Annotated in this window: 23 protein-coding genes and 3 tRNA genes; 15 read left to right on the top strand and 11 right to left on the bottom strand. The window is 59.5% G+C overall.

What is annotated here, in order from left to right; genetic code table 11:
- Window positions 1–17 precede the first annotated feature (17 nt).
- The 7 genes from tolA to AC6I79_RS13405 all read left to right on the top strand — a co-directional run bounded on the left by tolA (window position 18) and on the right by AC6I79_RS13405 (window position 4549).
- On the top strand, window positions 18–1277 hold the full coding sequence (tolA, locus tag AC6I79_RS13435) for a cell envelope integrity protein TolA (RefSeq protein ID WP_021508529.1): 1260 nt from the start codon (window positions 18–20) through the stop codon (window positions 1275–1277).
- A 116-nt stretch (window positions 1278–1393) separates the two neighbouring features.
- Entirely contained in the window at window positions 1394–2689 is a 1296-nt protein-coding gene (tolB, locus tag AC6I79_RS13430; RefSeq protein WP_021508528.1) for a Tol-Pal system beta propeller repeat protein TolB, read from the top strand.
- Window positions 2690–2753: 64 nt separating this feature from the next.
- Window positions 2754–3272 carry a peptidoglycan-associated lipoprotein Pal gene (gene pal, locus AC6I79_RS13425; protein ID WP_021508527.1) on the top strand — a complete coding sequence of 173 codons (519 nt, stop codon included), beginning with the start codon at window positions 2754–2756 and terminating at the stop codon, window positions 3270–3272.
- Window positions 3273–3281: 9 nt separating this feature from the next.
- The gene (cpoB, locus tag AC6I79_RS13420; protein WP_058757869.1) at window positions 3282–4073 is read left to right on the top strand and encodes a cell division protein CpoB; all 792 of its coding nucleotides are present in this window, start codon (window positions 3282–3284) and stop codon (window positions 4071–4073) included.
- A gap of 166 nt (window positions 4074–4239) precedes the next feature.
- Window positions 4240–4315, top strand: a tRNA-Lys gene (locus tag AC6I79_RS13415).
- Window positions 4316–4365: 50 nt separating this feature from the next.
- Window positions 4366–4441 (top strand) — tRNA-Lys (locus AC6I79_RS13410).
- A gap of 32 nt (window positions 4442–4473) precedes the next feature.
- A tRNA-Lys gene (locus tag AC6I79_RS13405) sits at window positions 4474–4549 on the top strand.
- Window positions 4550–4912: 363 nt separating this feature from the next.
- Here AC6I79_RS13405 and AC6I79_RS13400 read toward each other — a convergent pair.
- Window positions 4913–6379, bottom strand: a complete 1467-nt coding sequence (locus AC6I79_RS13400) for an AlkA N-terminal domain-containing protein (RefSeq protein WP_159378432.1) — start codon at window positions 6377–6379, stop codon at window positions 4913–4915.
- Window positions 6380–6537: 158 nt separating this feature from the next.
- On the opposite strand from AC6I79_RS13400, the gene AC6I79_RS13395 reads away from it, so the two are divergent.
- The 3 genes from AC6I79_RS13395 to pnuC all read left to right on the top strand — a co-directional run bounded on the left by AC6I79_RS13395 (window position 6538) and on the right by pnuC (window position 8986).
- Complete coding sequence (locus AC6I79_RS13395) at window positions 6538–7053, top strand: methylated-DNA--[protein]-cysteine S-methyltransferase (RefSeq protein WP_058757867.1); 516 nt, start codon at window positions 6538–6540, stop codon at window positions 7051–7053.
- Window positions 7054–7179: 126 nt separating this feature from the next.
- Complete coding sequence (gene nadA / locus AC6I79_RS13390; RefSeq protein WP_159378366.1) at window positions 7180–8241, top strand: quinolinate synthase NadA; 1062 nt, start codon at window positions 7180–7182, stop codon at window positions 8239–8241.
- A gap of 25 nt (window positions 8242–8266) precedes the next feature.
- Window positions 8267–8986 carry a nicotinamide riboside transporter PnuC gene (gene pnuC, locus AC6I79_RS13385; protein WP_021508522.1) on the top strand — a complete coding sequence of 240 codons (720 nt, stop codon included), beginning with the start codon at window positions 8267–8269 and terminating at the stop codon, window positions 8984–8986.
- Here the strand turns inward: pnuC and zitB are convergent.
- The 4 genes from zitB to AC6I79_RS13365 all read right to left on the bottom strand — a co-directional run bounded on the left by zitB (window position 8983) and on the right by AC6I79_RS13365 (window position 14020).
- Window positions 8983–9939 carry a CDF family zinc transporter ZitB gene (gene zitB, locus AC6I79_RS13380; protein WP_159378365.1) on the bottom strand — a complete coding sequence of 319 codons (957 nt, stop codon included), beginning with the start codon at window positions 9937–9939 and terminating at the stop codon, window positions 8983–8985. The genes pnuC and zitB overlap by 4 nt on opposite strands.
- Window positions 9914–12994, bottom strand: coding sequence for an ATP-binding protein (locus AC6I79_RS13375; RefSeq protein WP_498027331.1), 3081 nt, complete (start codon window positions 12992–12994; stop codon window positions 9914–9916). The genes zitB and AC6I79_RS13375 overlap by 26 nt, the downstream gene beginning before the upstream one ends.
- Window positions 12976–13560, bottom strand: coding sequence for a response regulator transcription factor (locus AC6I79_RS13370; RefSeq protein ID WP_238561071.1), 585 nt, complete (start codon window positions 13558–13560; stop codon window positions 12976–12978). The genes AC6I79_RS13375 and AC6I79_RS13370 overlap by 19 nt, the downstream gene beginning before the upstream one ends.
- 103 nt (window positions 13561–13663) lie before the next feature.
- Entirely contained in the window at window positions 13664–14020 is a 357-nt protein-coding gene (locus tag AC6I79_RS13365; RefSeq protein ID WP_088516301.1) for a YbgS-like family protein, read from the bottom strand.
- A gap of 297 nt (window positions 14021–14317) precedes the next feature.
- On the opposite strand from AC6I79_RS13365, the gene aroG reads away from it, so the two are divergent.
- Window positions 14318–15370, top strand: a complete 1053-nt coding sequence (aroG, locus tag AC6I79_RS13360) for a 3-deoxy-7-phosphoheptulonate synthase AroG (protein WP_021508517.1) — start codon at window positions 14318–14320, stop codon at window positions 15368–15370.
- Window positions 15371–15433: 63 nt separating this feature from the next.
- Here aroG and gpmA read toward each other — a convergent pair whose 3' ends face one another.
- The 6 genes from gpmA to modE form a co-directional block, all read right to left on the bottom strand.
- Entirely contained in the window at window positions 15434–16186 is a 753-nt protein-coding gene (gene gpmA / locus AC6I79_RS13355) for a 2,3-diphosphoglycerate-dependent phosphoglycerate mutase (protein WP_010616013.1), read from the bottom strand.
- A gap of 152 nt (window positions 16187–16338) precedes the next feature.
- Window positions 16339–17373 carry a galactose-1-epimerase gene (gene galM / locus AC6I79_RS13350; protein ID WP_058757860.1) on the bottom strand — a complete coding sequence of 345 codons (1035 nt, stop codon included), beginning with the start codon at window positions 17371–17373 and terminating at the stop codon, window positions 16339–16341.
- On the bottom strand, window positions 17367–18515 hold the full coding sequence (gene galK, locus AC6I79_RS13345) for a galactokinase (RefSeq protein ID WP_058775295.1): 1149 nt from the start codon (window positions 18513–18515) through the stop codon (window positions 17367–17369). Before galK ends, galM begins: the two co-directional genes overlap by 7 nt.
- A complete protein-coding gene (gene galT / locus AC6I79_RS13340) occupies window positions 18516–19559 on the bottom strand; it encodes a galactose-1-phosphate uridylyltransferase (RefSeq protein WP_264441506.1) in 1044 nt (347 codons plus the stop codon).
- A gap of 262 nt (window positions 19560–19821) precedes the next feature.
- On the bottom strand, window positions 19822–21294 hold the full coding sequence (gene modF / locus AC6I79_RS13335) for a molybdate ABC transporter ATP-binding protein ModF (protein WP_058769850.1): 1473 nt from the start codon (window positions 21292–21294) through the stop codon (window positions 19822–19824).
- Window positions 21295–21370: 76 nt separating this feature from the next.
- Entirely contained in the window at window positions 21371–22153 is a 783-nt protein-coding gene (gene modE, locus AC6I79_RS13330; protein WP_238561070.1) for a molybdenum-dependent transcriptional regulator, read from the bottom strand.
- Window positions 22154–22270: 117 nt separating this feature from the next.
- On the opposite strand from modE, the gene AC6I79_RS13325 reads away from it, so the two are divergent.
- The 4 genes from AC6I79_RS13325 (at window position 22271) to modC (ending at window position 25077) form a co-directional block, all read left to right on the top strand.
- Window positions 22271–22429, top strand: a complete 159-nt coding sequence (locus tag AC6I79_RS13325; RefSeq protein WP_021508511.1) for an AcrZ family multidrug efflux pump-associated protein — start codon at window positions 22271–22273, stop codon at window positions 22427–22429.
- 127 nt (window positions 22430–22556) lie between these two features.
- Complete coding sequence (gene modA, locus AC6I79_RS13320) at window positions 22557–23330, top strand: molybdate ABC transporter substrate-binding protein (protein WP_238561069.1); 774 nt, start codon at window positions 22557–22559, stop codon at window positions 23328–23330.
- Window positions 23327–24019: a molybdate ABC transporter permease subunit gene (gene modB / locus AC6I79_RS13315; RefSeq protein WP_238561068.1), complete on the top strand. Its 693-nt coding sequence runs from the start codon at window positions 23327–23329 to the stop codon at window positions 24017–24019. The genes modA and modB overlap by 4 nt, the downstream gene beginning before the upstream one ends.
- A complete protein-coding gene (gene modC / locus AC6I79_RS13310; RefSeq protein WP_150058428.1) occupies window positions 24019–25077 on the top strand; it encodes a molybdenum ABC transporter ATP-binding protein ModC in 1059 nt (352 codons plus the stop codon). Before modB ends, modC begins: the two co-directional genes overlap by 1 nt.
- Window positions 25078–25108: the final 31 nt, after the last annotated feature.

Here is a 25108-nt window from a genome sequence, read left to right as displayed (position 1 = left end):
GTTTTTGGGAACCGAGAGTGTCGAAGGCAACCGAGCAGAACGAGAAGTTAAAACGCGCGATAATCATTTCGGTGATTCTGCACATCGTGCTGATCGCCCTGCTGATTTGGAGCTCGTTTAACGAACATATCGAAGCCAGCGGCGGCGGTGGCGGCAGTGATATCGACGCGGTGATGGTCGATCCTGGCGCGGTGGTTGAGCAGTATAACCGTCAGCAGAATCAGCAGAGTGATAGTCAGCGCGCCGAGCAGCAGCGCCAGAAGCAGGCACAGCAGCAGGCGGAAGAGTTGCAGCAGAAACAGGCCGCTGAACAGCAGCGGCTGAAAGAGCTGGAAAAAGAGCGTCTGCAGGCGCAGCAGGAAGCCAAAGAGCAGGCGAAGCAGCAGGCAGAGCAGCAGAAGGCGGCTGAAGCAGCAGCGAAGCAGGCGCAGGAGCAGCAGAAAGCTGCAGAAGCGGCCGCAGCGAAAGCCAAAGCCGATGCCAAAGCGCAGGCCGATGCTCAGGCGAAGGCCGCAGCGGACGCGAAAGCCAAAGCGGAAGAGCAGGCGAAGCAGGCCGCTGCCGACGCGAAGAAGAAAGCGGAAGAGCAGGCGAAAGCCGCCGCAGCTGAAGCGGCGAAAGAGAAAGCCGCGCAGCAGGCGAAAGCCGCAGCTGAAGCAAAAGCCAAAGCGGAGGCAGAAGCCAAAGCTCAGGCCGCGGCAGATGCAAAAGCCAAAGCTGCACAGGAAGCCAAAGAGAAAGCTGCGGAAGCCGCGAAAGAGAAAGCGGCCGCCGAAGCCAAAGCGAAAGCTGAGGCAGCAGCCAAAGCCAAAGCGGATGCGGCGGCGAAAGCTAAAGCGGCCGCCGATGCGAAGAAGAAAGCGGCTGCCGAAGCGGCGAAGAACGAGAGCGATGTGGATGATCTGTTAGGCGGTCTCTCTTCCGGTAAGAATGCGCCGAAAAGCGGTGCCGCTTCCGGTGGTGGTGCGGCGGCAGGTCAGGGCAATCAGAAGAAGGCCGGTGCCTCAGGTGCTGAGGTGAATGCGTATCTGGGTCAGATCACCAGTGCGATTCAGAGCCGCTTCTACGATGCCGATCTGTATCGCGGCAAAAGCTGTGATTTGCGGATTAAACTGGCACCGGATGGTTTGCTGATTGACGTGAAAGCTGAAGGCGGCGATCCGGCGCTATGTCAGGCGGCGATTACCGCAGCGAAGCAGGCACGCATTCCGAAGCCGCCTTCGCAGGCCGTATATGAAGTGTTTAAGAACGCACCGATGCGTTTCAAACCAGAATAATGCAGTAACGTACGGCAGGTTGAACTAAGGTTAGCTTGCCGTACTCTATGAGTACTCGTGTTTTTTCAGGAACTGTGCGAATTATCATGAACTCAGGTTCAGATAAGGGAGATAAGATGAAGCAGGCACTTCGTGTAACCTTAGGTTTTTTTGTACTGCTGTGGGCAGCGATGCTGCACGCGGAAGTACGCATTGAAATTACGCAGGGCGTTAATACCGCACGCCCAATTGGTGTGGTGCCGTTCCAGTGGGCCGGTCCGGGCGCTGCACCCGAAGATATTGGTGGCATCGTCGCAGCAGACTTACGTAACAGCGGTAAATTCAACCCGCTGGATCGCTCTCGTCTGCCACAGCAGCCGACCAGCGCACAGGAAGTTCAGCCTGCCGCGTGGAGCGCACTGGGTATTGATGCCGTGGTCGTCGGGCAGGTTACGCCGAACGCCGATGGCAGCTACCAGGTGGCTTATCAGCTGGTGGATACCGGTGGCGCACCGGGTACTGTGCTGGCGCAGAACTCCTATAAAGTCACCAAACAGTGGCTGCGCTATGCTGCGCATACCGCCAGCGATGAAGTGTTTGAGAAGCTGACCGGTATCAAAGGCGCGTTCCGTACCCGTATCGCCTATGTGGTGCAGACCAACGGTGGTCAGTTCCCGTACGAGCTGCGCGTGTCTGACTACGATGGTTACAACCAGTTTGTGGTACACCGTTCGCCGCAGCCGCTGATGTCACCGGCCTGGTCGCCAGACGGCAGCAAAGTGGCTTACGTGACCTTTGAAAGCGGTAAATCGGCGCTGGTGGTGCAGACGCTGGCCAACGGCGCTATCCGTCAGGTGGCTTCTTATCCGCGTCACAACGGTGCACCGGCCTTCTCGCCGGACGGCTCTAAGCTGGCCTTCGCCCTGTCGAAAACCGGTAGCCTGAACCTGTACGTGATGGATCTGGCCTCTGGTCAGACGCGTCAGGTGACCGATGGCCGCTACAACAGCACCGAACCTACCTGGTTCCCGGACAGCCAGACGCTGGCTTACACTTCGGATCAGGCCGGTGCGCCACAGATTTACAAAGTTAACGTTAACGGCGGAACGCCACAGCGCATTACCTGGGAAGGGGCTCAGAACCAGGATGCGGATGTGTCATCTGACGGTAAAACGATGGTGATGATCAGCAGCGCCGGTGGCGCGCAGCACGTCGCCAAACAGGATCTGGAAACGGGAGCCGTTCAGACAATAACGGACACGTTCCTGGATGAGACGCCAAGTCTGGCTCCTAACGGCACGATGGTAATCTATAGCTCTACTCAGGGGATGGGTTCCGTGTTGCAGTTGGTTTCAACCGATGGGCGTTTCAAAGCGCGTCTTCCGGCAACTGATGGACAGGTCAAATTCCCTGCCTGGTCGCCGTATCTGTGATGCATCGCTCCCTCGCCTGGCGGGGGAGTAAAATGTATGGCAAACAAAATAATAGGATAAAGAAATGCAACTGAACAAAGTGCTGAAGGGTTTGATGCTGGCTCTGCCGGTTATCGCGGTAGCTGCATGTAGCTCTCACAAAAACAACAACAACGATCAGACCGGTATGGGTGCTGACGGTGCATACGGCGCTGGCGCTGGCCAGAACGGCAACATGTCTTCTGACGAGCAGGCGCGTCTGCAGATGCAGCAGCTGCAGCAGAACAACATCGTTTACTTCGGTCTGGACAAGTATGACGTGCAGTCTGAATACGCTCAGATGCTGGATCAGCACGCTGCTTTCCTGCGCAGCAACCCATCTTACAAAGTGACCATCGAAGGTCACGCGGATGAGCGCGGCACCCCAGAGTACAACATCGCCCTGGGCGAACGTCGTGCTAACGCCGTTAAAATGTACCTGCAGGGTAAAGGCGTGTCTGCTGACCAGATGTCTATCGTATCTTACGGTAAAGAGAAACCTGCTGTACTGGGCCACGACGAAGCGGCTTACGCTAAAAACCGTCGTGCCGTACTGGTTTACTAAGAGAATCACATGATTAGTAACTTCAGACTTCATCTGTTGAGTCTGTCGTTACTGGTTGGCGTAGCGGCCCCCTGGGCCGCTAATGCCCAGGCGTCAATCAGTAGCGTTGGCTCAGGCTCGGTCGAAGACCGTGTCACCACTCTTGAACGTATCTCCAATGCCCAGGCTCAGCTTCTGCAGCAGTTGCAGCAGCAGATGAGTGATAACCAAAGCGATATCGATTCGCTGCGCGGGCAGATCCAGCAGAACAGTTATCAGCTTAATCAGGTGATTGAGCGGCAGAAGCAGCTTTATCAGCAGATCGACAGTCTGAGCAGCAGTAATGGTGCGCAGGCCAGCGGTGGTGCCGATGCAGCAGCCGGTGCCGCAGCGGGAAACGCTGATGCGGGGAGCAGCAATACGGCTGCCGCTGCACCCGCACAAACCGGCGATGCCAACACCGATTACAATGCTGCCGTCGCGCTGATTCTTGAGAAGAAACAGTACGATCAGGCGATTACTGCGCTGCAGGCGTGGGTGAAGAAGTATCCGGACTCCACCTATCAGCCGAATGCTAATTACTGGCTGGGTCAGTTGTTTTACAACAAAGGCAAAAAGGACGATGCGGCCTACTATTTTGCCACTGTAGTTAAAAACTACCCGAAATCGCCAAAAGCGGCGGAAGCGCTGTTTAAGGTTGGGGTGATCATGCAGGAGAAGAACGATACAGCGAAAGCGAAAGCGGTCTACCAGCAGGTGATCAAACAGTTCCCTAACTCTGAGTCTGCTAAGCAGGCACAAAAACGGCTCGCTGCGATGTAATTGCTGCAGTTAAGACCGGATTTCGTCTGATTTCTGGTCTTGCCGCATGAAAGGTAAGCAGTTGAGACATTTAGCGGAAAATAAGGGTTGCGCCCTCCCGCTAAATCAGTAATATATGCCGCCGTTGCCGGGACATATCTTAACAAGTATCGGCAGCACTGAAGATGGGTCGTTAGCTCAGTTGGTAGAGCAGTTGACTTTTAATCAATTGGTCGCAGGTTCGAATCCTGCACGACCCACCATCTCAACCATTCAGTTTTGATGTCACTTCAGTTTGCTTCACAACCTTGATGGGTCGTTAGCTCAGTTGGTAGAGCAGTTGACTTTTAATCAATTGGTCGCAGGTTCGAATCCTGCACGACCCACCATCAAGTCGAAAGTTGTAAGCCACTTCCCGAGCGGGTCGTTAGCTCAGTTGGTAGAGCAGTTGACTTTTAATCAATTGGTCGCAGGTTCGAATCCTGCACGACCCACCAGTTATGTAGAAAGGCGCCCTAAAGGCGCCTTTTTGCTTTTTTACGAAGTTCGGTATGTTACTTTGAGATCGTACTCAGGCCAGATAAGGCGGGGCGGATCGCAAAGGAACCTCACATCCCTGTGGATCGGCCTCGCCATCCATGGCTCGGACGCTTCGCTCCTTCCGCTCCCGCCTTAACTGGCCATCAAGCCTTGTCATTGCTTTAGATAATCGCACCCATGCTCAAAGAAGACGGAAGGGCCGGGCGGTGGAGTAAAGCTTCCGGCGCATGGATGCGCCGGCAGAGCCTACAGGGACGTATTTACGGCGACTTTACGGAACCGCCCGGTACTTTCGGCTGGCTGCAAGGTTTCAAGCTGATCTACTTTTTTACCTTATCCGGCGTCAGGCTCTTCCAGATATGCAGCACCGCGTAACTGCGCCACGGGCGCCACACCTGTGACATCTGCTCTGCGACCTTTGCGCTCACGCCGCCGAGATTATTGCGGATCGCAATGTCCTCTTGCGGGAAGGCATCCGGCCAGCGCAGGGCGCGCATGGCGATATAACTCGCTGTCCACGGCCCGACACCCTTCAGCGCCAGCAACTGCTGCTGCACCACGTCCGGATTAACCGCGCCATTGAAGCGCAGCGCTCCTGAGGCGCAGGCCCCGGCCAGTGCCTGGATCGCCTGCGCGCGGGCGCTCACAATGCCGAGGCTGGCGATATCATCCAGAGTTGCAGTAGCCAGTGATTCGGCCTCTGGCGGTAAGCGGGAGAGCGCAGGCCACGGCGTGGTGAGGGGCGCGCCAAAACGCTCCGCCACGCGACTGCTCAGCGTGGTCGCGGCTTTCACCGTCACCTGCTGGCCGAGGATGGCGCGGACCGCCAGCTCGAAGCCGTCAAAGGCACCAGGAACGCGCAAACCTGGATAGCGTGCCAGACTCGCAGCTAATAGCGGATCCTGGCTGAGCTGCTCGCTGATGCGCTGTGGCTGGGCATCCAGATCAAACAGATCGCGCAAGCGGCGCAGCAGGGCAGGCAGCACCTGCGTCAGCGTGGTAGTAAATTGCACCTTCAGCGCCTGCTTTTCCGGCAAATGGCTAATGCGCACCCAGCCACGACACTGACCGAGCGCCACAGTACGATGATAAACGCCCTCGCTGACCCACTCGACTTGCTTCATCACGCGCTGTTGCAGGAAATCGAGGATGGCGTCCCAGTCATAAGGAGGCCGGTAGCTGAGGCGCAGTTCGGCGCTCTCCTGCTCACCATTCAGGGCTTCCGTCTGAATCTGCTTACGCAGACGCGAAGGCGTCATGCGATAGCGAGCCTGGAACACGTCGTTAAAACGGCGCAGACTGCGAAAACCGCTGGCATAGGCAATCTCGGTCACCGGCAATGCGGTTTCAGTCAGTAGCTGCTTCGCCAGCAGCATACGCCGGGTTTGCCGCAGTTCAAGTGGCGACACGCCCAGCTCCTGCTGAATCACCCGCCTTAGCTGGCGTTCACTCAGGTCAAACTCGCTGGCGATCTCAGCCAGCGTCTCCTGTTCTTCCAGTAAGCCTTCTTCGATACGGCGTATCAGCCGGTCGGCGATGCGATGATGACTATCGACTGGCGCCGAACCAGGTGCCAGCTCGGGACGACAGCGCAGGCAGGGGCGAAAGTGCGCCTTTTCAGCCGCTTCGGCACTGGTGAAAAACAGGCAGTTCTTCTGCATCGGCGCTTTCACCGGACAGATCGGACGGCAGTAAATACCGGTGGAGGTCACGCCGACAAAAAACACCCCGTCGAAACGGCTGTCGCGCGCCGTCAGCGCCTGATAGGCAATTTCAGGATCAAACATCATCGTCTCCGGCAAATAAACACCATCGTCGCGCAGGTGCAGATGGAAAACTGGCTGCTTTCGGACAGCTAACCAGTTTATGCTCATGGCCGAAAACAGCCAGTTTCGCCGCGCAAAAGTGCGATAATCATCCGCATAGCCCATGCCGGAGGTGCAACATGTATCACGCTAAAATCATTACCACGCCCGTCGGAGAACTGACGCTCATTGCCACGGATCGCGGTCTGTCAGCCATTTTATGGGAAAACGAAGGCGCGCAGCGCGTGCCGCTGAAACCGATCGCGCGTAACGACCAGCATCCGATTCTCTGTGAGGCTGAGCGCCAGCTGCGCCAGTACTTTGCTGGCGAGCGCCAGCAGTTTGACATGCCGTACGACACGGTCGGCACGCCGTTTCAGAAAAAGGTCTGGCAGGCGCTGCTCACCATTCCGTTTGGTGAAACCCGCAGCTATCTGCAAATCGCGGAGCAGATCGGCAACCCGAAAGCGGTACGTGCCGTCGGGGCTGCCAACGGTAAAAATCCGTTGTCGATCATGGCGCCCTGTCATCGCGTTATCGGCAGCAACGGTAAGCTCACCGGCTTCGCTGGCGGCCTGGCGGTAAAAGCGTTTCTGCTTGAGCTGGAAAGCCCACAACAGGCGCAGGCCGGCGCGCAGCTGGTACTTCCCGCATAAAAATCACACGACAGGCTCGGTGTAATCCGCTATTGTGTTTAGCATATAAAACACGATGGCGGATTTAATGCCGCATCATCGTCCTGATGGGCGATTTTGTTAAATCGATAAAACGAGAGCCGTGTCATGAGTGCAATGTTTGATGCTGAAAGCGCCATTTATCCCTTCCCGCCGAAACCGGCGCGCCTCAGCCCGCAGGAAAAAGCCGGTTACATCGAAGAAATTAAACGTCTGCTCAAAGCACGCGATGCGGTGATGGTAGCGCATTACTACACCGATCCGGAAATTCAGGCGCTGGCCGAAGATACCGGCGGCTGCGTGGCGGATTCCCTTGAGATGGCGCGCTTTGGCAGCCAGCATCCGGCGCAAACGCTGCTGGTGGCCGGCGTGCGTTTCATGGGCGAAACCGCCAAAATCCTTAGCCCGGAAAAAACCGTGCTGATGCCCACGCTGCAGGCGGAGTGCTCGCTTGACCTCGGTTGCCCGATTGACGAATTTAACCGCTTCTGTGATGCGCATCCGGATCGGACTGTAGTGGTGTATGCCAACACGTCGGCGGCGGTAAAAGCACGTGCCGATTGGGTGGTGACGTCCAGCATTGCGGTTGAGCTGATTGAACACCTCGACAGTCGCGGTGAGAAAATTATCTGGGCACCGGACCGCCATCTGGGCCGTTACGTTACGCAGCAAACCGGCGCTGATGTGCTGTGCTGGCAGGGTGCCTGCATCGTGCATGATGAGTTCAAAACCCAGGCGCTGCAGCGCATGAAAGCGCTCTATCCTGACGCGGCGGTGCTGGTGCACCCGGAGTCACCGCAGGCGATTGTCGAACTGGCCGATGCGGTCGGTTCCACCAGCCAGTTGATTCAGGCCGCCAAAACGCTGCCGCATCCGCAGATGATTGTGGCGACCGATCGCGGCATCTTCTACAAAATGCAGCAGGCGGTACCGGATAAAGAGTTACTGGAAGCGCCCACCGCGGGCGAAGGAGCGACCTGCCGCAGCTGCGCGCACTGCCCGTGGATGGCGATGAATGGCCTGCAGGCTATCGCTGAAGGGCTGGCACACGGCGGCGAGCAGCATGAAATTCACGTCGATGCGGCGCTGCGTCAGGCGGCGTTACTGCCGCTCAACCGCATGCTAGACTTTGCAGCACAACTCAAACTTACGCTGAAAGGGAACGCCTGAGGCGGTTTTCATACAGGTGCAGATGATGGACTTCTTTAGCACACACAATATCCTGGTTCACATTCCGATTGGCGTCGGCGGCTACGATCTGTCATGGATTGAGGCGATCGGTACGCTGGCCGGCCTGCTGTGTATCTGGCTCGCCAGCCAGGAAAAAATTATCAACTACCTGTTTGGTCTGATTAACGTCACGCTGTTTGCGGTGATTTTCTTTCAGATTCAGCTGTATGCCAGCCTGCTGCTGCAGCTGTTCTTCTTTGTTGCCAACGTGTACGGCTGGTACGCGTGGAGCCGGCAGACCAGCAGCCATGAAGCGGCGCTGAAAATCCGCTGGCTGCCGCTGCCGAAAGCCATCGGCTGGGGCGCCGCCTGCGTGATCGCCATTGCGCTGATGACGCGCTATATCGACCCGGTATTCGCTTTCCTCACGCGCACCGCGGTGGGTCTGATGCAGTCGCTCGGCCTTAACGTGGTGATGCCGCAGCTGCAGCCGGATGCCTTCCCGTTCTGGGATTCCTGCATGATGGTGCTGTCGATTGTGGCGATGATCCTGATGACGCGCAAATACGTCGAGAACTGGCTGCTGTGGGTGGTGATCAACGTTATCAGCGTGATGATCTTTGCGCGTCAGGGCGTGTATGCCATGGCGCTGGAGTACGCCATCCTGACGCTGATCGCGCTGAACGGCACGCGTCTGTGGATGCAGAGCGCACGGGAACAGGGTTCGCGCGCGCTGTCCCATTAGTGGTGGTGATGCGCGTGGCCTTCCTGCGCTGCGTGCTCGTGCTGCGTGCCGCTCTCCTCGCATAACTCGCAGTCCGGGCCGACGCAGGGCTGATACTCCATCTGCACCGTGGCATGGGCGATCTGATAATGCTGGTGCAGATACTGATGAATACGTCGCAGCAGGCCGTCGTGATCGTACGGCGGAATCACCTGTACGTGCAGCGTCAGTACCGGCTTTTCGCCCACCTGCCACACATGCACATGATGCACATTGCGCACTTCATCAATGTGACGTGTCAGCGCCCGCGCCAGCTTATCCACGTCGATATGCGTCGGTGCGCCTTCCAGCAGCTCGTGCAGGCTTTCGCGCAGCAGCGCCCAGCCGCTGCGCACCACCAGCAACGCCACCAGCAGCGACAGAATCGGATCGATCGGCGTCCAGCCGGTCAGCATGATGATCACCGCCGCCACGATTGCGCCCACCGAACCCAGCAGGTCGCCCAGCACGTGCAGCGCGGCAGCACGCACGTTGAGATTCTTCTCTTCGCTGCCGCGGTGCAGCAGCCAGAACGACAGCAGATTCGCCAGCAGGCCGGCAATGGCGATGCCGAGCATCAGGCCGCCTTCAATCGGCTCGGGCTGATAAAAACGGCGCAGTGCTTCCCAGACGATCAGGACGGTAATCACCAGCAGCGCGATCGCGTTAACGAACGCTGCCAGTGTGGTAAGACGCAGCAAGCCAAAGGTGTGACGCGCATTCGGTTTGCGCCGGGCGAACTGCACGGCCAGCAGCGCCATTAGCAGCGCGGCAGCGTCGGTAAGCATATGTCCGGCATCGGCCAGCAGCGCCAGCGAGCCGGACACCAGCCCGCCGATGACCTCGGCAACCATAAACAGCGCGGTGACGCCAAACGCGGCGGCGAGACGCGTGCGGTTGCCGCCGTGCTCACTGTGAGAATGAGTGTGTGCCATAACGTTCCAGTTGGTTAAGTAGCCTGTTCGTTAATGATATCAGTAAATTGAGATTATCAGGGTCAGGCTGATGCTGTTTTGCCGCGTCGGCCAGCTGCTGGCAGCGGGCGGCTACGTCGTCAATGCCGAGCATCAGCCAGCTGCCTTTCAGGCGGTGCGCCGCGCGCGCCAGCTGGGGCCAGTCTGCGGCCGCGCTCGCCTGCAGCAGCGCATCATGATCCTGCTGCAGCGTACGCTGCAGGGTATGGCAAATACGCGGGATGAAAGCCGGATTGTGCTGCGCCAGAATCTGCAGGCTGTCCGGCAACACCTGCAACGGATCGCGCACCGCCTGCGCCAGCAGCGGTGCAATATCCCGCAGAGTCACCGGCTTGACCAGCTGCGCTTCGTGCGCCTGCAGCGGCAGTTTCAGCAGCTGTACGTCGGCGGAGCACAGTATGCGCAGCGCAGGCTGCACGCGCTGGCGCTGACGGCGGCGCAGGATGCGCAGCAGCGTCAGGCCATCCGGGCGCGGCATCATCTGGTCAATAAACAGCACATCAAACGGCTGCTGCGCATCGGCCCGGAGCAGTTCGCGACCATCCTCAAACACCGCCGCAGTAATGCCAAAGCTCGCCAGCTGCTGCTGCATCACCAGCAGATTGGTCGGGTGATCGTCGACAATCGCCACGCGCAGCTGCGGATAGTGCGGCCAGTGCGTGGCGTCATCCACCGCCGTCGCCGCACAGGGTTCCAGCGGCAGGCGCACGCTTACCGTGGTGCCCTGCTGCGGTGCGGAGTGCAGCGACAGCGTGCCGCCCATGCGCTGTACAATCTCGCGACAGATAAACAGCCCGAGGCCGCTGCCCTGCACCGCATGGCGCTTGCCCGACGGCGCCTGATACCACGGTTCAAACAGCTGCGCCTGCTCGCTGAGCGGAATGCCGCTGCCGCTGTCGCTCACCGTCAGCGCGATATCCCCAGTGACCGCCAGCGTCAGGCGGATTTCGCCGTGGCGGGTAAATTTCAGCGCATTGGCCACCAGATTGTTCACCACCTGCTGCAGGCGATCGCTGTCGAGCATCACGCTGGCCGGCAGCGGGGTCAGCGCCGCTACGTGCAGCTGTGGCCCGCCATCGCGCATCAGCGGGTGGTAAAACTGCTGTTGCTGCTGTAGCCACAACCTGAGATCGAGCGGGCGCGGCGTCAGGCGGAAGCTGTGATTCTCGATACGCGCATGATCCTGCAAATCGTTCAGCAGCGTCATCAGCGACCGGGCGCTGCTGTGCATCAGATCGAGCCGCGCGCTCGGATGCTGCTGCTGCTCCAGCTCCAGCAGACCCAGAATCGCCTGCATCGGCGTGCGCAGCTCGTGGCTGGCGGTGGCGAGAAACTGGCTTTTAGCGGCGTTGGCGCGCTCCGCCTGCTCGCGCTGTAACCGCTCACGCCGCTGCTGCAGATAGCGGCGCAGCAGCAATACCAGCAACAGCAGGATGATCACGGCGGCCGCAATCAAAATCAGCAGCGGCACATTGCGCATCGTCATGGTGGTGCCGGGCTGCGGCGGCTGCGACCAACTGACGCGCATCTGGTTCAGCGTATCCGCCGGAATCTGCTGCAGCGCATGGTCGAGCAGGGCGCTCAGCTGCGGCTGCTGTGCGCTCACCTGCGGCGCCAGCGGCCAGGCGATATCGCTGGCCACAAACGCGAGATGCACGCGGTTGCCCTCATGGCTGGCCATGCGCCAGCGCGCCGACAGCACGTTATCCACCACTGCATCAATCTGGCCAGTGTTGAGGGCCTGCCACAGCTGGGCGCGATCGTCGAACAGCTGGGGCGCGATCTCAGCCGGAAGCAGACGCTGCGCCAGATCGCCACGCAGCACGCCGACGCGCTGAGCGTGCAGCGCGGACCAGTCCATCGGCTGCCTGTCGGACAGCGTGTAAATGCCCCAGATGGCGCGCCACACTGGCAGCGCGGTGCGGTTAGCATCGTCCCCGTACAGCGGCTGTAACAGGTTGAGCATCACCTGCTGCTGCTGCAACAGACTGGCGGCCTGCTGCGGATTATTGACCCAGCGCGGCGTGAAACGCAGGCCGGTGCTCTGGCTCAGGGCGTTAAGCAGGTCAATACCGAAGCCGCGCGCGTTGCCGCTGGCATCGCGATAGCTCCACGGCGCGTTATCGCTCTCGGCGGCATAAGGGATGGCATCCTGCTGCGCCAGCCACTGTTTCTCTGCGCCCGTCAGCATCAGGGTTTGCGTATCCTGATAGCGCAGCAGCGGCGGACTCCAGCGCTGCTGCACGCGATTGCTGAACTCCGCTGGCAGCAAACGCAGCTGGCGGTTGAGCCAGGCAATCAGCGCCGGATCGCGCGTTAGTGCGCGCAGCGACAGCTCGCCGGCACCGGGATCGGCAGTGATTTGATAAATCTGTCCCTGCTGCAGCTGGCTGAGCAGGAAACCGGCGCTGGCTTCATCGGCCACCAGATAGTCACTCTGCTGGTTCAGCAGCGCATACAGCGCCTGTAAATTGCCGGGCAGCGTCTGCCAGCGGTGGCGATGTGCAAAGTTTTGCGGCAGCTGCGCCAGCGTGTCGGCGGCGATGGTCAGCTGAGCGTTGTCACTGTTGAACATCACCGCGCGCTGATTGTCACGATTGCGGTAGATGCGCATCGGGCTGGTGAACCAGCTATCGCTGGTCAGTACGTCGGCGGGCAGATTGCGCTGGCGGGTGCTCAGCACCATATCCACGTCGCCGCGCTGCAGCGCCGCCAGCTGGGCGGCAAAGTCAGGGTAGCCGTGCAGGCTGAATGCGCTGCCACTCAGCTGGCTGAGGGCGCTGAGATAGTCGGCATCAATGCCCCAGATGCGATCGCCAATGCGCATTGCCCAGGGCGCGCTATTTTGCGCCGGCACCGCCACGCGCAGCACCGGTCCCGGCCACGGCTCGGCGTGCGGCGCGGGCATCATGGCGGGCAGCATCACGCTACTGGCGGGCTGCAGCCCGGCGCGCGCCAGCAGGCTAAACAGCAGGAAAAGCAACGGCAGCCAGCGTGTCACTGCTGCGCTTTCCACAGTTCTGCCAGCTCAACCACCGACTGCACGCCGGTCTTCTCAAGGATATTTTTCTTGTGCGTGCTGACGGTTTTGTTGCTGATGTGCAGCTGTTCGCCAATCTGAATATTCGACAGCCCGCGCACCAGCAGCGCGACAATCTGCTGCTCTTTCTCGGTAAGCGGCAGCGCGATGCGCTCCGGCAGCGGCGGAAACGCCTGCTGGCCGCCCAGCACCGCCAGAATCGCGCTCAGCAGCTGCGCCATGCTCTGACTCTTCACCACATAGCCGGCCGCGCCGAACGAAGCGGCGCTGAGCAGCGTGTGGCGGCTCTGCTGGGCCGAGTAAATCAGCACCGGACACTGCTGATGGCGCGCGCGCAGACGGCGCAGCAGCTCCAGACCATCGCTGTCCGGCAGGCCGATATCCAGCACAATCAGGTCAATAGGATGCTGTTGCAGCAGCAGGCGCGCCTGAGCTTCGTCGCCGGCGGCGTAGAGCTGTAACGGAATGGGGGCGTTGAGGCAGGCCGCTTCCAGCGCGACTTCAACTAACGGGTGATCATCGATAAGCAGCAGCGAAGCCATGAAACAGTTCCTGTGAATTTCATAGCGTTAGCATAGCGGAAATAGGGCAGGGGAAAAACAACAGGGCGAGCCGAAGCTCGCCCTGCATCACGCTCCGCGTGGATTACTGCGTGGTGCCGTCAGTTTTGTGTTTAACGTGACCACCGCCTTCCTTAGTTTCAACTTTCTTATTCATATCCGGGCAGCGACCATCTTTACACATGGTATTTTTGTGTTCCTGGCTGGCCGACATATTGCCGGAGCTGGTACCAGAAGTCGCGGCACCGTTGGTGTTCATGCTGCCGTTATTAATGTTGCTATTATCGACATTATTTGGCGGCAGATTCTCTTTCGCGCCGCCTGCGGCTGCGCCGGCTTCTGCTGACGCATTCGCCTGGCCGTTGTTGTTATCTGCAGCCAGTGCTGCGCCGCTGCCCAAAGTCATCGCTGCCGTCAGAAAAATCAATGCAAACTTATTCATCATTATGCTCCTGTAATAAATGGATAGTTGCCGCGTGACACCCGCTGGTGCTGTTTGACGAAAAAAGCGTGCCGCGACGGAATTTAATTCCGTCATGAGTGTTCGGCATGAATATAAATAGCGAAAGCACCTCATTCCTCAGTGCTTACGTTTAAAAAGCTTAGTTCATAAACGAATAAATGCAAATCTGAGCGAGCCATTGGCGCACAGGACATAATTTACACCTGGTGCCTGAAGGGATACATTGGACGGGTTGCGCCCGGCGTACGCAGGGCCAGAAATTTGAATGGAATAAGTATGGATTACCAGAACGACGATTTACGCATCAGAGAGATCAAAGAGTTATTGCCCCCTGTTGCGCTGCTGGAAAAATTCCCCGCCACCGATAACGCTGCTCAAACCGTTGCCCAGGCCCGCCAGGCCATTCACCGCATTCTGCACGGTGAAGATGACCGCCTGCTGGTGGTGATTGGGCCATGCTCCATCCACGATACGCAGGCAGCCAAAGAGTATGCCGCTCGCCTGCTGACGTTGCGCGAGGAGCTGAAGGGTGAGCTGGAAGTGGTGATGCGCGTGTACTTTGAAAAACCGCGTACCACGGTGGGCTGGAAAGGGCTGATCAACGATCCTTACATGGACGGTAGCTTCCAGATTAACGACGGCCTGCGCCTGGCGCGTAAGCTGCTGGTGGATATCAACGACACCGGACTGCCGGCTGCCGGTGAGTTCCTCGACATGATCACGCCGCAATACATGGCGGATTTGATGAGCTGGGGCGCGATTGGTGCGCGCACCACCGAATCGCAGGTGCACCGCGAGCTCTCCTCCGGGCTCTCCTGTCCGGTCGGCTTCAAAAACGGTACCGACGGCACCATCAAAGTGGCGATCGATGCCATCGGCGCTGCCAGCGCGCCGCACTGTTTCCTGTCGGTCACCAAATATGGTCATTCGGCGATTGTCGAAACCAGCGGTAATGAAGATTGCCACATCATTCTGCGCGGCGGCAAAGAGCCAAACTACAGTGCGGAGCACGTTGCGGCGGTGAAAACCGGGCTGGAAAAAGCGGGCCTGCGTCCACAGGTGATGATCGATTTCAGCCACGCCAACAGCAGCAAGCAGTTCCAGCGTCAGATGGTGGTGGCCGCAGACGTGGCACAGCAGATTGCTGGCGGCGAGCAGGCGATTACCGGCGTGATGATTGAGAGCCACCTGGTGGAAGGCAACCAGAGCCTCGACAGCGGTAAACCGCTGGTGTACGGCCAGAGCGTCACCGACGCCTGTATTGGCTGGGACGACACGGAAAAAGCGCTGCGTCAGCTGGCGCAGGCGATCAAAACCCGTCGCGGCTAACGGCAGCGCACGGCATAAAAAAAGGCCAGACTCGCGTCTGGCCTTTTGCGTTTCAGCGTGAACTTACTTCGCTTTACCCTGGTTAGCAACGGCGGCGGCTTTCGCTGCGATCTCGTCGGCATCACCCAGATAGTAATGTTTGATTGGCTTGAAGTTCTCGTCGAACTCATACACCAGCGGTACGCCGGTTGGGATGTTCAGTTCGAGGATCTCATCTTCGCTCATGTTATCGAGGTATTTCACCAGCGCGCGCAGTGAGTTACCGTGCGCGGCAACGATCACTTTCTCACCGCTCTTGATGCGCGGCAGAATGCTCTCGTTCCAGAATGGGATCACGCGATCGATGGTCAGTGCCAGGCTTTCGGTGGTCGGCAGCTGCGCGTCGGTCAGGGATTTGTAGCGCGGGTCGTGGCCCGGGAAACGCTCGTCGTTACGATCCAGCTCTGGCGGCGTAACGGCAAAGCCGCGGCGCCACTGTTTCACCTGATCGTCGCCGTATTTGGCGGCGGTTTCCGCTTTGTCCAGACCCTGCAGCGCACCGTAGTGACGCTCGTTCAGACGCCAGGTTTTCTCGACCGGCAGCCAGGCCTGATCCAGCTCATCCAGCACGTTCCACAGAGTGTGGATGGCACGCTTCAGCACTGAGGTGTAGGCAAAATCAAACACGAAACCTTCTTTTTTCAGCAGCTGACCGGCTGCTTTGGCTTCGGTGCGACCCTTGTCGGACAGATCCACGTCGTACCATCCGGTGAAGCGGTTTTCCTGATTCCACTGGCTTTCGCCGTGGCGCACCAGAACCAGCTTAGTTACGGCCATAGCTTTACTCCTTAATGCTTAATGTTTCGATGATGATAGAAACCGGCTGCGGCCGCTGATTTCAGCGGCACACTGATAGCGCCATACCATAGCGGAAAACAGCGCACGGCGTAAGCCTGTCGGCACCGCAGTGCGCGTTTTTCAACCGGCGCTTAGTGCGGGGTGAAGCGATAACGCGTCACGGAGTGCCATGTGTCGCCGGGCTGCAGCCAGCAATCAGGCTGCGGCCACTCGCTATGGTTGGGCGAATCCGGTAAAAACTCACTCTCCAGAGCGATGCCCTGGAAAGCAGTATAGCTGCCCTGTTCACGGGCGCGCGTTCCCTCCAGATAGTTGCCGGAGTAGAACTGCAGCGCCGGCGCGGCGGTGAACACGCTCACGCTAAGTTTGTCGTCCGCTGACCACAGCTGCGCAGCAGGCTGGCTGCTGTCACCGGCGGTGGTGAGCAGAAACGCGTGATCGTAACCTTTTACCGCGCGCTGATCGTCGTCGGCCAGGAACTCATCCGCCACGCGTTTCGGCTGGCGGAAATCAAAGCTGGTGCCGTCCACCGCTTTCAGCGGCGCATTGGGAATGCCTGCGCTGTCCACCGGCAGATAACGATCGGCCTGCAGTTGTAAGCGATGCTGGCGCGCGTCGCCATGATGCGCATCAAGGTTGAAGTAAGCATGGTTGGTCAGGTTGACCGGACAGGCCTGATCGGTCTGCGCTTCATAGCGAATCGACAGGCAGTTATCGTCATCGAGCTGATAAATTACATCGGCAATCAGATTGCCGGGATAGCCCTGGTCGCCGTCCGGCGAATCAAGACGATAGTGCACTTCGCTGTCGCTCTGGCTGAGGATCTGCCAGCGGCGCTTGTCGAAACCCTGCGGCCCGCCATGCAGCTGGTGCGGACCCTGATTGGCCGCCAGCAGCCGGTTAAGTGGCTTTAGCTCAGCGAAGGCGATGCGGTTCGCGTAACGCCCGATGGTGGCACCGAGATAAGCATCCTGATGCAGATAGTCGGACGGCGTGGCGCAGCCGAGCAGCGCTTCGCGCACGCTGCCGTCCTGCATCGGCACGCGCGCCGACAGCCAGGTGGCGCCCCAGTCCATAAAGGTGGCGACCATGCCGTTGCGGTTGCGCAGCACGGTGATGCGCCACGGCTGGCCGTCCGGCGCATGAGAGTTGACGTCGCTTACCATTGGCCGGCTCCTGCTGAGGCTTTACACACGTAAAAGGTCTCTTTGATGCCGGTCTGCGCTTCGTACTGCTGCGCCACCGCCGCTTTCACCTGATCGACCAGATCGGTTGGCATCAGGGCGACAATACAGCCACCGAAGCCGCCGCCGGTCATACGCACGCCGCCGCGCGGGCCGATCTCCGCTTTGACGATCTCCACCAGCTGGTCGATGGGCGCGACGGTAATCTCAAAATCGTCGCGCATTGAGGCGTGCGAGGCGGCCATCAGCTCACCCATGCGTTGCAGATCGCCGCTGCTCAGCGCGTCCGCCGCTTCCAGCGTCCGGGCATTTTCGGTGATCACGTGACGTACGCGTTTGGCCACCAGCGGATCGAGCTGCTGTTCTGCCGCCGCAAACTCCTCCAGCGTCACGTCGCGCAGCGCCTTTTTGTTGAAGAAGCGCGCACCGGTTTCGCACTGCTCGCGGCGGGTATTGTATTCGCTGCCCACCAGATTACGGCGGAAGTTCGAGTTGATGATCACCACCGCGACATCCTCCGGCATGGATACGGCGCGCGTGCCCAGCGTGCGGCAGTCCAGCAGCATGGCGTGATCCTGCTGGCCGAGCGCTGAAATCAGCTGATCCATGATGCCGCAGTTGCAGCCAACAAACTGGTTCTCCGCTTCCTGCCCGTTAACGGCAATTGCTGCGCCGTCGAGCTTCAGCTGATACAGCTGCTGGAACACGGTGCCCACCGCCACTTCCAGCGAGGCGGACGAGCTGAGACCGGCACCCTGCGGCACGTTGCCGCTGATCACCATATCCACGCCGCCAAAGCTGGCGTCGCGCTGCTGCAGATGTTTCACCACGCCGCGCACGTAATTGGCCCACATCGGTTCGCTGAGCGGCTCAATCGGCGCATCCAGCGAGAAGCTATCCTGCTGATTGTCGTAATCCACTGCCACCACGCGCACCTGGCGATCGTCGCGGCGGGCGCAGGCAATCACGGTCTGATAGTCAATGGCGCAGGGCAGCACGAAGCCGTCGTTGTAATCGGTATGCTCGCCGATCAGGTTCACCCGGCCCGGTGCCTGAATGCTGTGGCTCGGCGCATAGCCGAAGGTGTCAGCGAAAACCTGTTGAGTGATCGATTTTAAAGACATTTATTGTTCCTCGCGGAAATGGATAGCGCTGACAGAGCGCAGACGTTCTGCTGCCTGTTCCGCCGTTAAATCACGTTGGCTCTCGGCCAGCATTTCGTAGCCAACCATAAATTTTCGTACCGTCGCGGAGCGCAGCAGCGGGGGATAGAAGTGCGCGTGCAGCTGCCAGTGATCGTTGGCTTCGCCGTTAAACGGCGCGCCGTGCCAGCCCATCGAATAGGGGAACGAGCACTGGAACAGATTGTCGTAACGGCTGGTGAGCTGCTTGAGCGCCAGCGCCAGATCGGTGCGCTGCGCCTCGCTGAGATCGGTAATGCGTTTCACGTGCGTTTTAGGCAGCAGCAGGGTTTCAAACGGCCAGGCCGCCCACCACGGCACTACCGCCAGCCAGTGATCGGTTTCAACCACGGTACGGCTGCCGTCCTGCAGTTCGCGCGCTACGTAATCCACCAGCAGCGGCGTACCTTTATCAGCAAAGTAGCGGCGCTGGTTGTCATCCTCTTTTTGCGCTTCATTCGGCAGAAAACTGTTGGCCCACACCTGACCGTGCGGATGCGGATTTGAGCAGCCCATCGCTGCGCCTTTGTTTTCAAACACCTGCACCCACGGATAGTGCTGGCCGAGTTCGGCGGTCTGCTCCTGCCAGGTGCGCACGATGTCCTGCAAGTTGTGCAGCGGCAGTTCGGGCAGGGTTTTGCTGTGATCCGGCGAGAAGCAGATCACCCGACTGGTACCGCGCGCGCCTTCACAGCGCATCAGCACATCATCGCTCTGCGGCGCGTCCGGCGTATCGGTCATCAGCGCGGCGAAGTCATTGGTGAACACGTAAGTGCTTTTGTAATCGGGATTTTTGTCGCCGGTGATACGGGTGTTACCGGCGCACAGGAAGCAGTCCGGATCGTGTGCGGGCAGTTGCTCCAGCGCTGGCGTCTCCTGCGCACCCTGCCACGGACGTTTGGCGCGATGCGGTGACACCAGCACCCATTGATCGATCAACGGGTTATAGCGGCGATGCGGATGATCGACCGGGTTAAATTTTTGCATAACAAGTCCTGGTAATCGGCAAACAGAAGAAAATCACTGCCTTCAACGTAGCATAACGGTGGCGCTGAAAGCGTGATCCAGTCTGGATAAATGGTATCGTTTACACAAGGTGACGATTCTCATTTTGTGGGTTTATGCGCAGCGTTTGCTGAATAATGCGGCAGGCTAGTGGTAGCGGTTACATTTTTAGGGAAGGAAATCTGTCAGGTGCGTACTGTTATCGCCGGGCCGCCATGGATGGCGACCCGCTCATCAATGAAAACTAACGCAACGCCTCCTGCTGATAAGCATAGCCCGCGCCCTGTTTTACAAAACTCAGGCGGTGGGTGATGCACTGCGGCGCGTCCTCGGCGTGGTGGGAAACAAACATCAGCTGGGTACGACCTTCGCCGATCAGCACATCAACAAAGCGGCGCACCAGCTGGCGGTTAATGGGATCGAGCCCCTGCAGCGGTTCATCCAGGATTAACAGCGTCGGGTGCTTCACCAGCGCGCGTGCAATCAGCACCAGCCGCTGCTGGCCCCACGACAGGCTATGAAACGGCGCATCGGCCAGCGCATTGTCCATGCCAAGCAGCGCCAGCCACTGGCGCGCCAGCGCTTTCTGCCGATCCGATACCGCCTGATACAGACCGATCGAATCAAAAAAGCCTGAGAGGATCACCGTACGCACGTTACAGCTGACGCGGTAATCCAGATGCAGGCTGCTGCTGACGTAACCGATATGCTGCTTGATGTCCCAGATGGTTTCACCGCTGCCGCGCCGAATACCAAACAGCGTTAAATCATTGCTGTAGCCCTGCGGATGATCGCCGGTGACCAGGCTGAGCAGGGTCGATTTACCCGCGCCGTTGGGGCCGATGATCTGCCAGTGCTCGCCGGGATTGACCTGCCAGTTCAGGCCGTCGATCACCGCGTGATCGTTATACGACACCACGCCGTTGCGCAGGATAACGCGCGGCGCATCTGCCGCCAGCTGCGGCAGCTGATCCGGCTGGTCCGGCTCCGGCAGCGCCATGCCCTGCAGGCGTTCGCTGTGCGCCAGCTGCGCCACCAGCGCTTCGGCGAGAATCGCCTGGCGCGCGCCCACGTGCGTCAGCGTGCACTCCGCCAGCACGCCGACCTGCTGGACAAAATCCGGAATATCGTCAAAGCGGTTCAGCACCAGTACCACGGTGTAGCCGTCGCGATGCAGCTGATGCAGCGTATCGGCAAGACTGGCGCGCGATGCCACATCCAGACCATCAAAAGGTTCGTCGAGGATCAGCAAATCCGGCTGCGCCATCAGCGCCTGACACAGCAGCGTTTTGCGCGTTTCGCCGGTAGAAAGGTATTTGAAGCGGCGAGTCAGTAAAGCGCTGATGTCAAACTGCTGGGCCAGCGCCTGCGCCCGCGCCTCATCCTTTACTTCATCCTGAATGATCTCCAGTGCGGTGCGGCCGGTGTCATCTTCGCCTTCACTCAGCAGATCGGTGTTGTTGCGCTCCCACTCCTGCGTCACCAGCTGTTGTAGCTGCTCCAGCGACAGACGGGTGCGGCGCTGAAAATCCTGCCGCAGCTCGCCCTTGGCCGCCGTCAGCTCGCCGGACAGCGCGCGCGCCAGCGAAGATTTACCGCTGCCGTTGGCACCGACAAAGGCCCAGCTTTCGCCGCTGTGCAGGGTTAAGTCCGGCAGGGTCAGGGTACGGCTATCGCTCAGGTGAAATATGCCTTGCGAAATTTGCAATGAGGCCATGATTTGTTCCGTTTTCTGCATCAAGTCGCTCAGTTGTAGCGAGCCAGCGAAATGAAGTCAAATCATGGCGGCCAGATCAGAGCAGTGTGGCGATGATGGCGTGTTCGGCATTAAAACAGGCGGTCACGGCGCTGCCGGGCTGCAGATTATGCTGGCGAAGCACCTGGCTGGGGACGGTGGCGCACAGCATTTCACCGCCCGTCAGCGCAATCAGCACTTCACTCTGCGTTTCGCCAGGTTCGATGGTGTGGACAAGGCCCGGCAGCTGATTATCGCCCTCGGCGGCGTCAGGCGTCAGGCGGATCCACGGCGCTTTGATCAGCACCAGCACCTCTTTACCGCTGTCGAGCTGCAGCCGCTCCGCGCTGCGTTCGGTCAGGGCCACCTGCAGGCGCGTCACGCCGTCGTTCAGCAGTACCTCAATGTGCTGCTGCACCTGCTGACGATCGCGCGCCTGCACCGTGCCAAACAGCTGGTTGCGCGCGCTGGTTTGCAGGGAAAAGCGGGCGATCGCCGCCAGCAGGCTTTCGAGCGGCAGGCTGTCGTTTTGCAGCACGTCAAAGGCTTTTTGCTGGATCTGTTCCATCAGCTGAAACAGCTGAATCAATCGCTCGCCGTAGCGCGTCAGCCGGGCACCGCCGCCGCCTTTGCCGCCGGTTGCGCGTTCGACCAGCGTCTGATCCGCCAGCTGATTCATCTCATTGATGGCGTCCCAGGCGCTTTTATAGCTGATGCCCGCCAGTCTGGCGCCCTGGCTGATGGAGCCGGTTTCCTGCACGCGCCTGAGCAGCTCAATACGGCGCGGATCGGCAAACAGTTTCTGCTGAAGACGAATGTGAAGAGAGAGTTCTGCCTGCATGTCAGCTCCTTAGGTGAATGCGCCAATTGTAAGGCCTAAAGTAAAAGCACGAAAAGGGCAGTGCCTTTTTTTCTCCAGCCGTTACAATCACTTTTTTACTCTTTGCGCGAGGTTTCCATGCTGGAACTGTTAAAAAGCCTGGCGGTCGCCATCATCATGGTGCCCATCGTGATGGCGATTATGCTGGGTCTGATTTACGGCCTGGGTGAAGTCTTTAACGTCATCTCTAAATTTGGCCGCCGCGACGACCGTCCCGCCAATAGCTCACACCACTGATTTTTAACGCCCGCACGCTGCGGGCGTTTTGCCCTTAACTTTCCGCCGTTTTTGCCGATATAAAGCTCATGACAGCTTTCAGGCTCGCGTTGTATTATCAACTATATAACGTAACCTGGAGCTTATTATGCAAAACACTGTTTATCGCTGGGCGGCCGCGGCCGTGGTCACCGTGTCGCTGTCGGGTCAGGCGCTGGCGGCGGAGAAAATTACCGTGTTCGCCGCGGCCTCGCTGACCAATGCGATGCAGCAGATTGCCACGCAATATCAGCAAAAAAGCGGCGTTGAAGTGGTATCCTCGTTCGCTTCCTCGTCGACGCTGGCGCGGCAAATCGAGCAGGGCGCCCCGGCGGATCTGTTTATCTCTGCCGATCAGCAGTGGATGGACGATGCGGTGGCGAAAAACAGCGTGATCGGCAGTACGCGCTACACGCTGCTGGGCAACGATCTGGTGCTGGTGGCGGCAAAAAGCGCTAACGCGCAGCCGGTGACCATCAATGCGCAGACCCCATGGCAGAACCTGCTTAAGGGCGAGCGCCTGGCGGTGGGCGATCCGGATCACGTGCCGGCAGGCATTTATGCCAAAGAAGCGCTGCAAAAGCTGGGCGCGTGGGACACGCTGTCTTCACAGCTCGCACCGGCTAACAACGTGCGTGCCGCGCTGGCGCTGGTGGAGCGCCGCGAAACGCCGTATGGCATCGTGTACGGTTCCGACGCGGTAGCCAGTGATAAGGTGCAGGTGGTCGGACGCTTCCCCGAAGCGAGTCACAAACCCGTAGAGTACCCGATGGCGGTGGTCAGCGATCACCAGAACGCAGCGGTGCAGGCCTTCTATGACTATCTGCAGGGGCCGGATGCCGCTGCCGTGTTTAAACAGTATGGATTTACGCCGAAGAGATGATACTGAGCGATCCCGAATGGCAGGCCGTGTTCCTCAGCCTGAAAGTTTCCTGCGTGGCGGTGCTGTGCAGCCTGCCGTTTGGCATCCTGATGGCGTGGATTCTGGCGCGCTGTCGCTTTCCTGGCAAATCCCTGCTCGATAGCCTGATTCACCTGCCGCTGGTGCTGCCGCCGGTGGTGGTGGGCTATTTACTGCTGCTAACGCTGGGACGGCGCGGCCTGATTGGCAGCTGGCTGTACGACTGGTTCGGTATCACCTTCGCCTTCAGCTGGCGCGGTGCGGTGCTGGCCTCGGCGGTGATGGCGTTTCCGCTGATGGTGCGCGCCATTCGTCTGGCGCTGGAAGCGGTAGACAGCCGGCTGGAGCAGGCGGCGCGGACCTTAGGCGCGGGCCGCTGGCGGGTGTTTTTCACCATCACGCTGCCGCTGACTTTTCCGGGCATCATCGTGGGCACCGTGCTGGCGTTTGCCCGCTCGCTCGGTGAGTTTGGTGCCACCATTACTTTTGTCTCCAACATTCCCGGCGAAACCCGCACCATCCCGTCAGCCATGTTTACCCTGATTGAAACGCCCGGCGCGGAAGGCACTGCGGCGCGGCTGTGCGCGGTGGCGATTGCGCTGGCGCTGCTGTCGCTGGTGGCCTCGGAGCTGCTGGCGCGCTGGGGCCGCAAGCGGCTGGGAGCGGCCTGATGCTGAAAATCAACATTGCGCAACAGCTCGGTGAGCATCAGCTCAACGTCGATGTGGAGATTCCGGCCAGCGGCATCACCGCGATTTTTGGCGTGTCCGGGGCAGGAAAAACCTCATTAATCAATGCCATCAGCGGTCTGACGCAGCCGCAGAGCGGCCAGATTGCGCTTAACGATCGTCTGTTGTTTGACCGCGACAGCGGTATCAATCTGCCGCCGGAAAAACGCCGCATCGGCTACGTGTTTCAGGATGCGCGCCTGTTTCCCCATTATCGCGTGCGCGGCAATCTGCAGTATGGCATGGCGCCTAAAATGAAGGCGCAGTTCGGGGCGCTGGTGACGCTGCTGGGACTGGATGCGCTGCTGGATCGCTATCCGGCCTCGCTGTCGGGGGGTGAAAAGCAGCGCGTGGCGATGGGCCGGGCGCTGCTGAGCGCGCCGGATATCCTGCTGATGGACGAACCGCTGGCGTCGCTCGATCTGCCACGCAAGCGCGAGCTGATGCCCTATTTGCAGAAGCTGGCGAAGCAGGTGGAGATTCCGCTGCTGTACGTGAGCCACAGCCTGGAGGAGATTGTCCAGCTGGCGAATCAGGTGCTGGTGCTGGATAACGGTAACGTCAAAGCCTTCGGCACGCTGGAAAAAGTGTGGGGCAGCAGCGCGATGCGGCCCTGGCTGCCGGCGGCCGAGCGCAGCAGCGTGCTGCGCGTGCAGGTGCTGGAGCAGCATCCGGATTACCCGATGACCGCGCTGTCGCTTGGCGATCAGCACATCTGGGTCAGCCGGGTGAATCAGCCGGTGAAAAGCGTACTGCGCATCCGTATCGCCTCGGCGGACGTGTCGCTGGCGCTGCAGCCGCCGCAAAATACCTCGATCCGCAATATTTTACCGGCGCAGGTGGTGGAGCTGCTGGAGCTGGACGACCAGGTCGAAGTGAAGCTGCGCATCGGCGTCAGCGAGCTGTGGGCGCGCATTTCACCGTGGGCGCGCGACGAACTGAATATCCGGCCCGATCAGTGGCTGTATGCGCAGATCAAGAGCGTGTCGATTACCGCGTAACACAAACCGGACGACAGCGCGGTACGTCCGG

It is taken from the genome of gamma proteobacterium symbiont of Scutellera amethystina (assembly GCF_059730845.1).
Note: the sequence above shows the minus strand (reverse complement) of the source record. Positions and strands in the feature narration are given on the sequence as shown.

Bases quoted from the DNA above. Each gene is read 5' to 3' on its own strand.
- galM (WP_058757860.1), bottom strand. From the start codon at position 17,373: ATGGTAAGCGACGTCAACTCTCATGCGCCGGACGGCCAGCCGTGGCGC.
- AC6I79_RS13365 (WP_088516301.1), bottom strand. From the start codon at position 14,020: ATGAATAAGTTTGCATTGATTTTTCTGACGGCAGCGATGACTTTGGGC.
- AC6I79_RS13395 (WP_058757867.1), top strand. From the start codon at position 6,538: ATGTATCACGCTAAAATCATTACCACGCCCGTCGGAGAACTGACGCTC.
- pal (WP_021508527.1), top strand. From the start codon at position 2,754: ATGCAACTGAACAAAGTGCTGAAGGGTTTGATGCTGGCTCTGCCGGTT.
- AC6I79_RS13400 (WP_159378432.1), bottom strand. From the start codon at position 6,379: ATGTTTGATCCTGAAATTGCCTATCAGGCGCTGACGGCGCGCGACAGC.
- modC (WP_150058428.1), top strand. From the start codon at position 24,019: ATGCTGAAAATCAACATTGCGCAACAGCTCGGTGAGCATCAGCTCAAC.
- modB (WP_238561068.1), top strand. From the start codon at position 23,327: ATGATACTGAGCGATCCCGAATGGCAGGCCGTGTTCCTCAGCCTGAAA.
- tolB (WP_021508528.1), top strand. From the start codon at position 1,394: ATGAAGCAGGCACTTCGTGTAACCTTAGGTTTTTTTGTACTGCTGTGG.
- modE (WP_238561070.1), bottom strand. From the start codon at position 22,153: ATGCAGGCAGAACTCTCTCTTCACATTCGTCTTCAGCAGAAACTGTTT.
- modF (WP_058769850.1), bottom strand. From the start codon at position 21,294: ATGGCCTCATTGCAAATTTCGCAAGGCATATTTCACCTGAGCGATAGC.
- galT (WP_264441506.1), bottom strand. From the start codon at position 19,559: ATGCAAAAATTTAACCCGGTCGATCATCCGCATCGCCGCTATAACCCG.
- pnuC (WP_021508522.1), top strand. From the start codon at position 8,267: ATGGACTTCTTTAGCACACACAATATCCTGGTTCACATTCCGATTGGC.
- zitB (WP_159378365.1), bottom strand. From the start codon at position 9,939: ATGGCACACACTCATTCTCACAGTGAGCACGGCGGCAACCGCACGCGT.
- aroG (WP_021508517.1), top strand. From the start codon at position 14,318: ATGGATTACCAGAACGACGATTTACGCATCAGAGAGATCAAAGAGTTA.
- AC6I79_RS13370 (WP_238561071.1), bottom strand. From the start codon at position 13,560: ATGGCTTCGCTGCTGCTTATCGATGATCACCCGTTAGTTGAAGTCGCG.
- AC6I79_RS13325 (WP_021508511.1), top strand. From the start codon at position 22,271: ATGCTGGAACTGTTAAAAAGCCTGGCGGTCGCCATCATCATGGTGCCC.
- cpoB (WP_058757869.1), top strand. From the start codon at position 3,282: ATGATTAGTAACTTCAGACTTCATCTGTTGAGTCTGTCGTTACTGGTT.
- gpmA (WP_010616013.1), bottom strand. From the start codon at position 16,186: ATGGCCGTAACTAAGCTGGTTCTGGTGCGCCACGGCGAAAGCCAGTGG.
- modA (WP_238561069.1), top strand. From the start codon at position 22,557: ATGCAAAACACTGTTTATCGCTGGGCGGCCGCGGCCGTGGTCACCGTG.
- nadA (WP_159378366.1), top strand. From the start codon at position 7,180: ATGAGTGCAATGTTTGATGCTGAAAGCGCCATTTATCCCTTCCCGCCG.
- galK (WP_058775295.1), bottom strand. From the start codon at position 18,515: ATGTCTTTAAAATCGATCACTCAACAGGTTTTCGCTGACACCTTCGGC.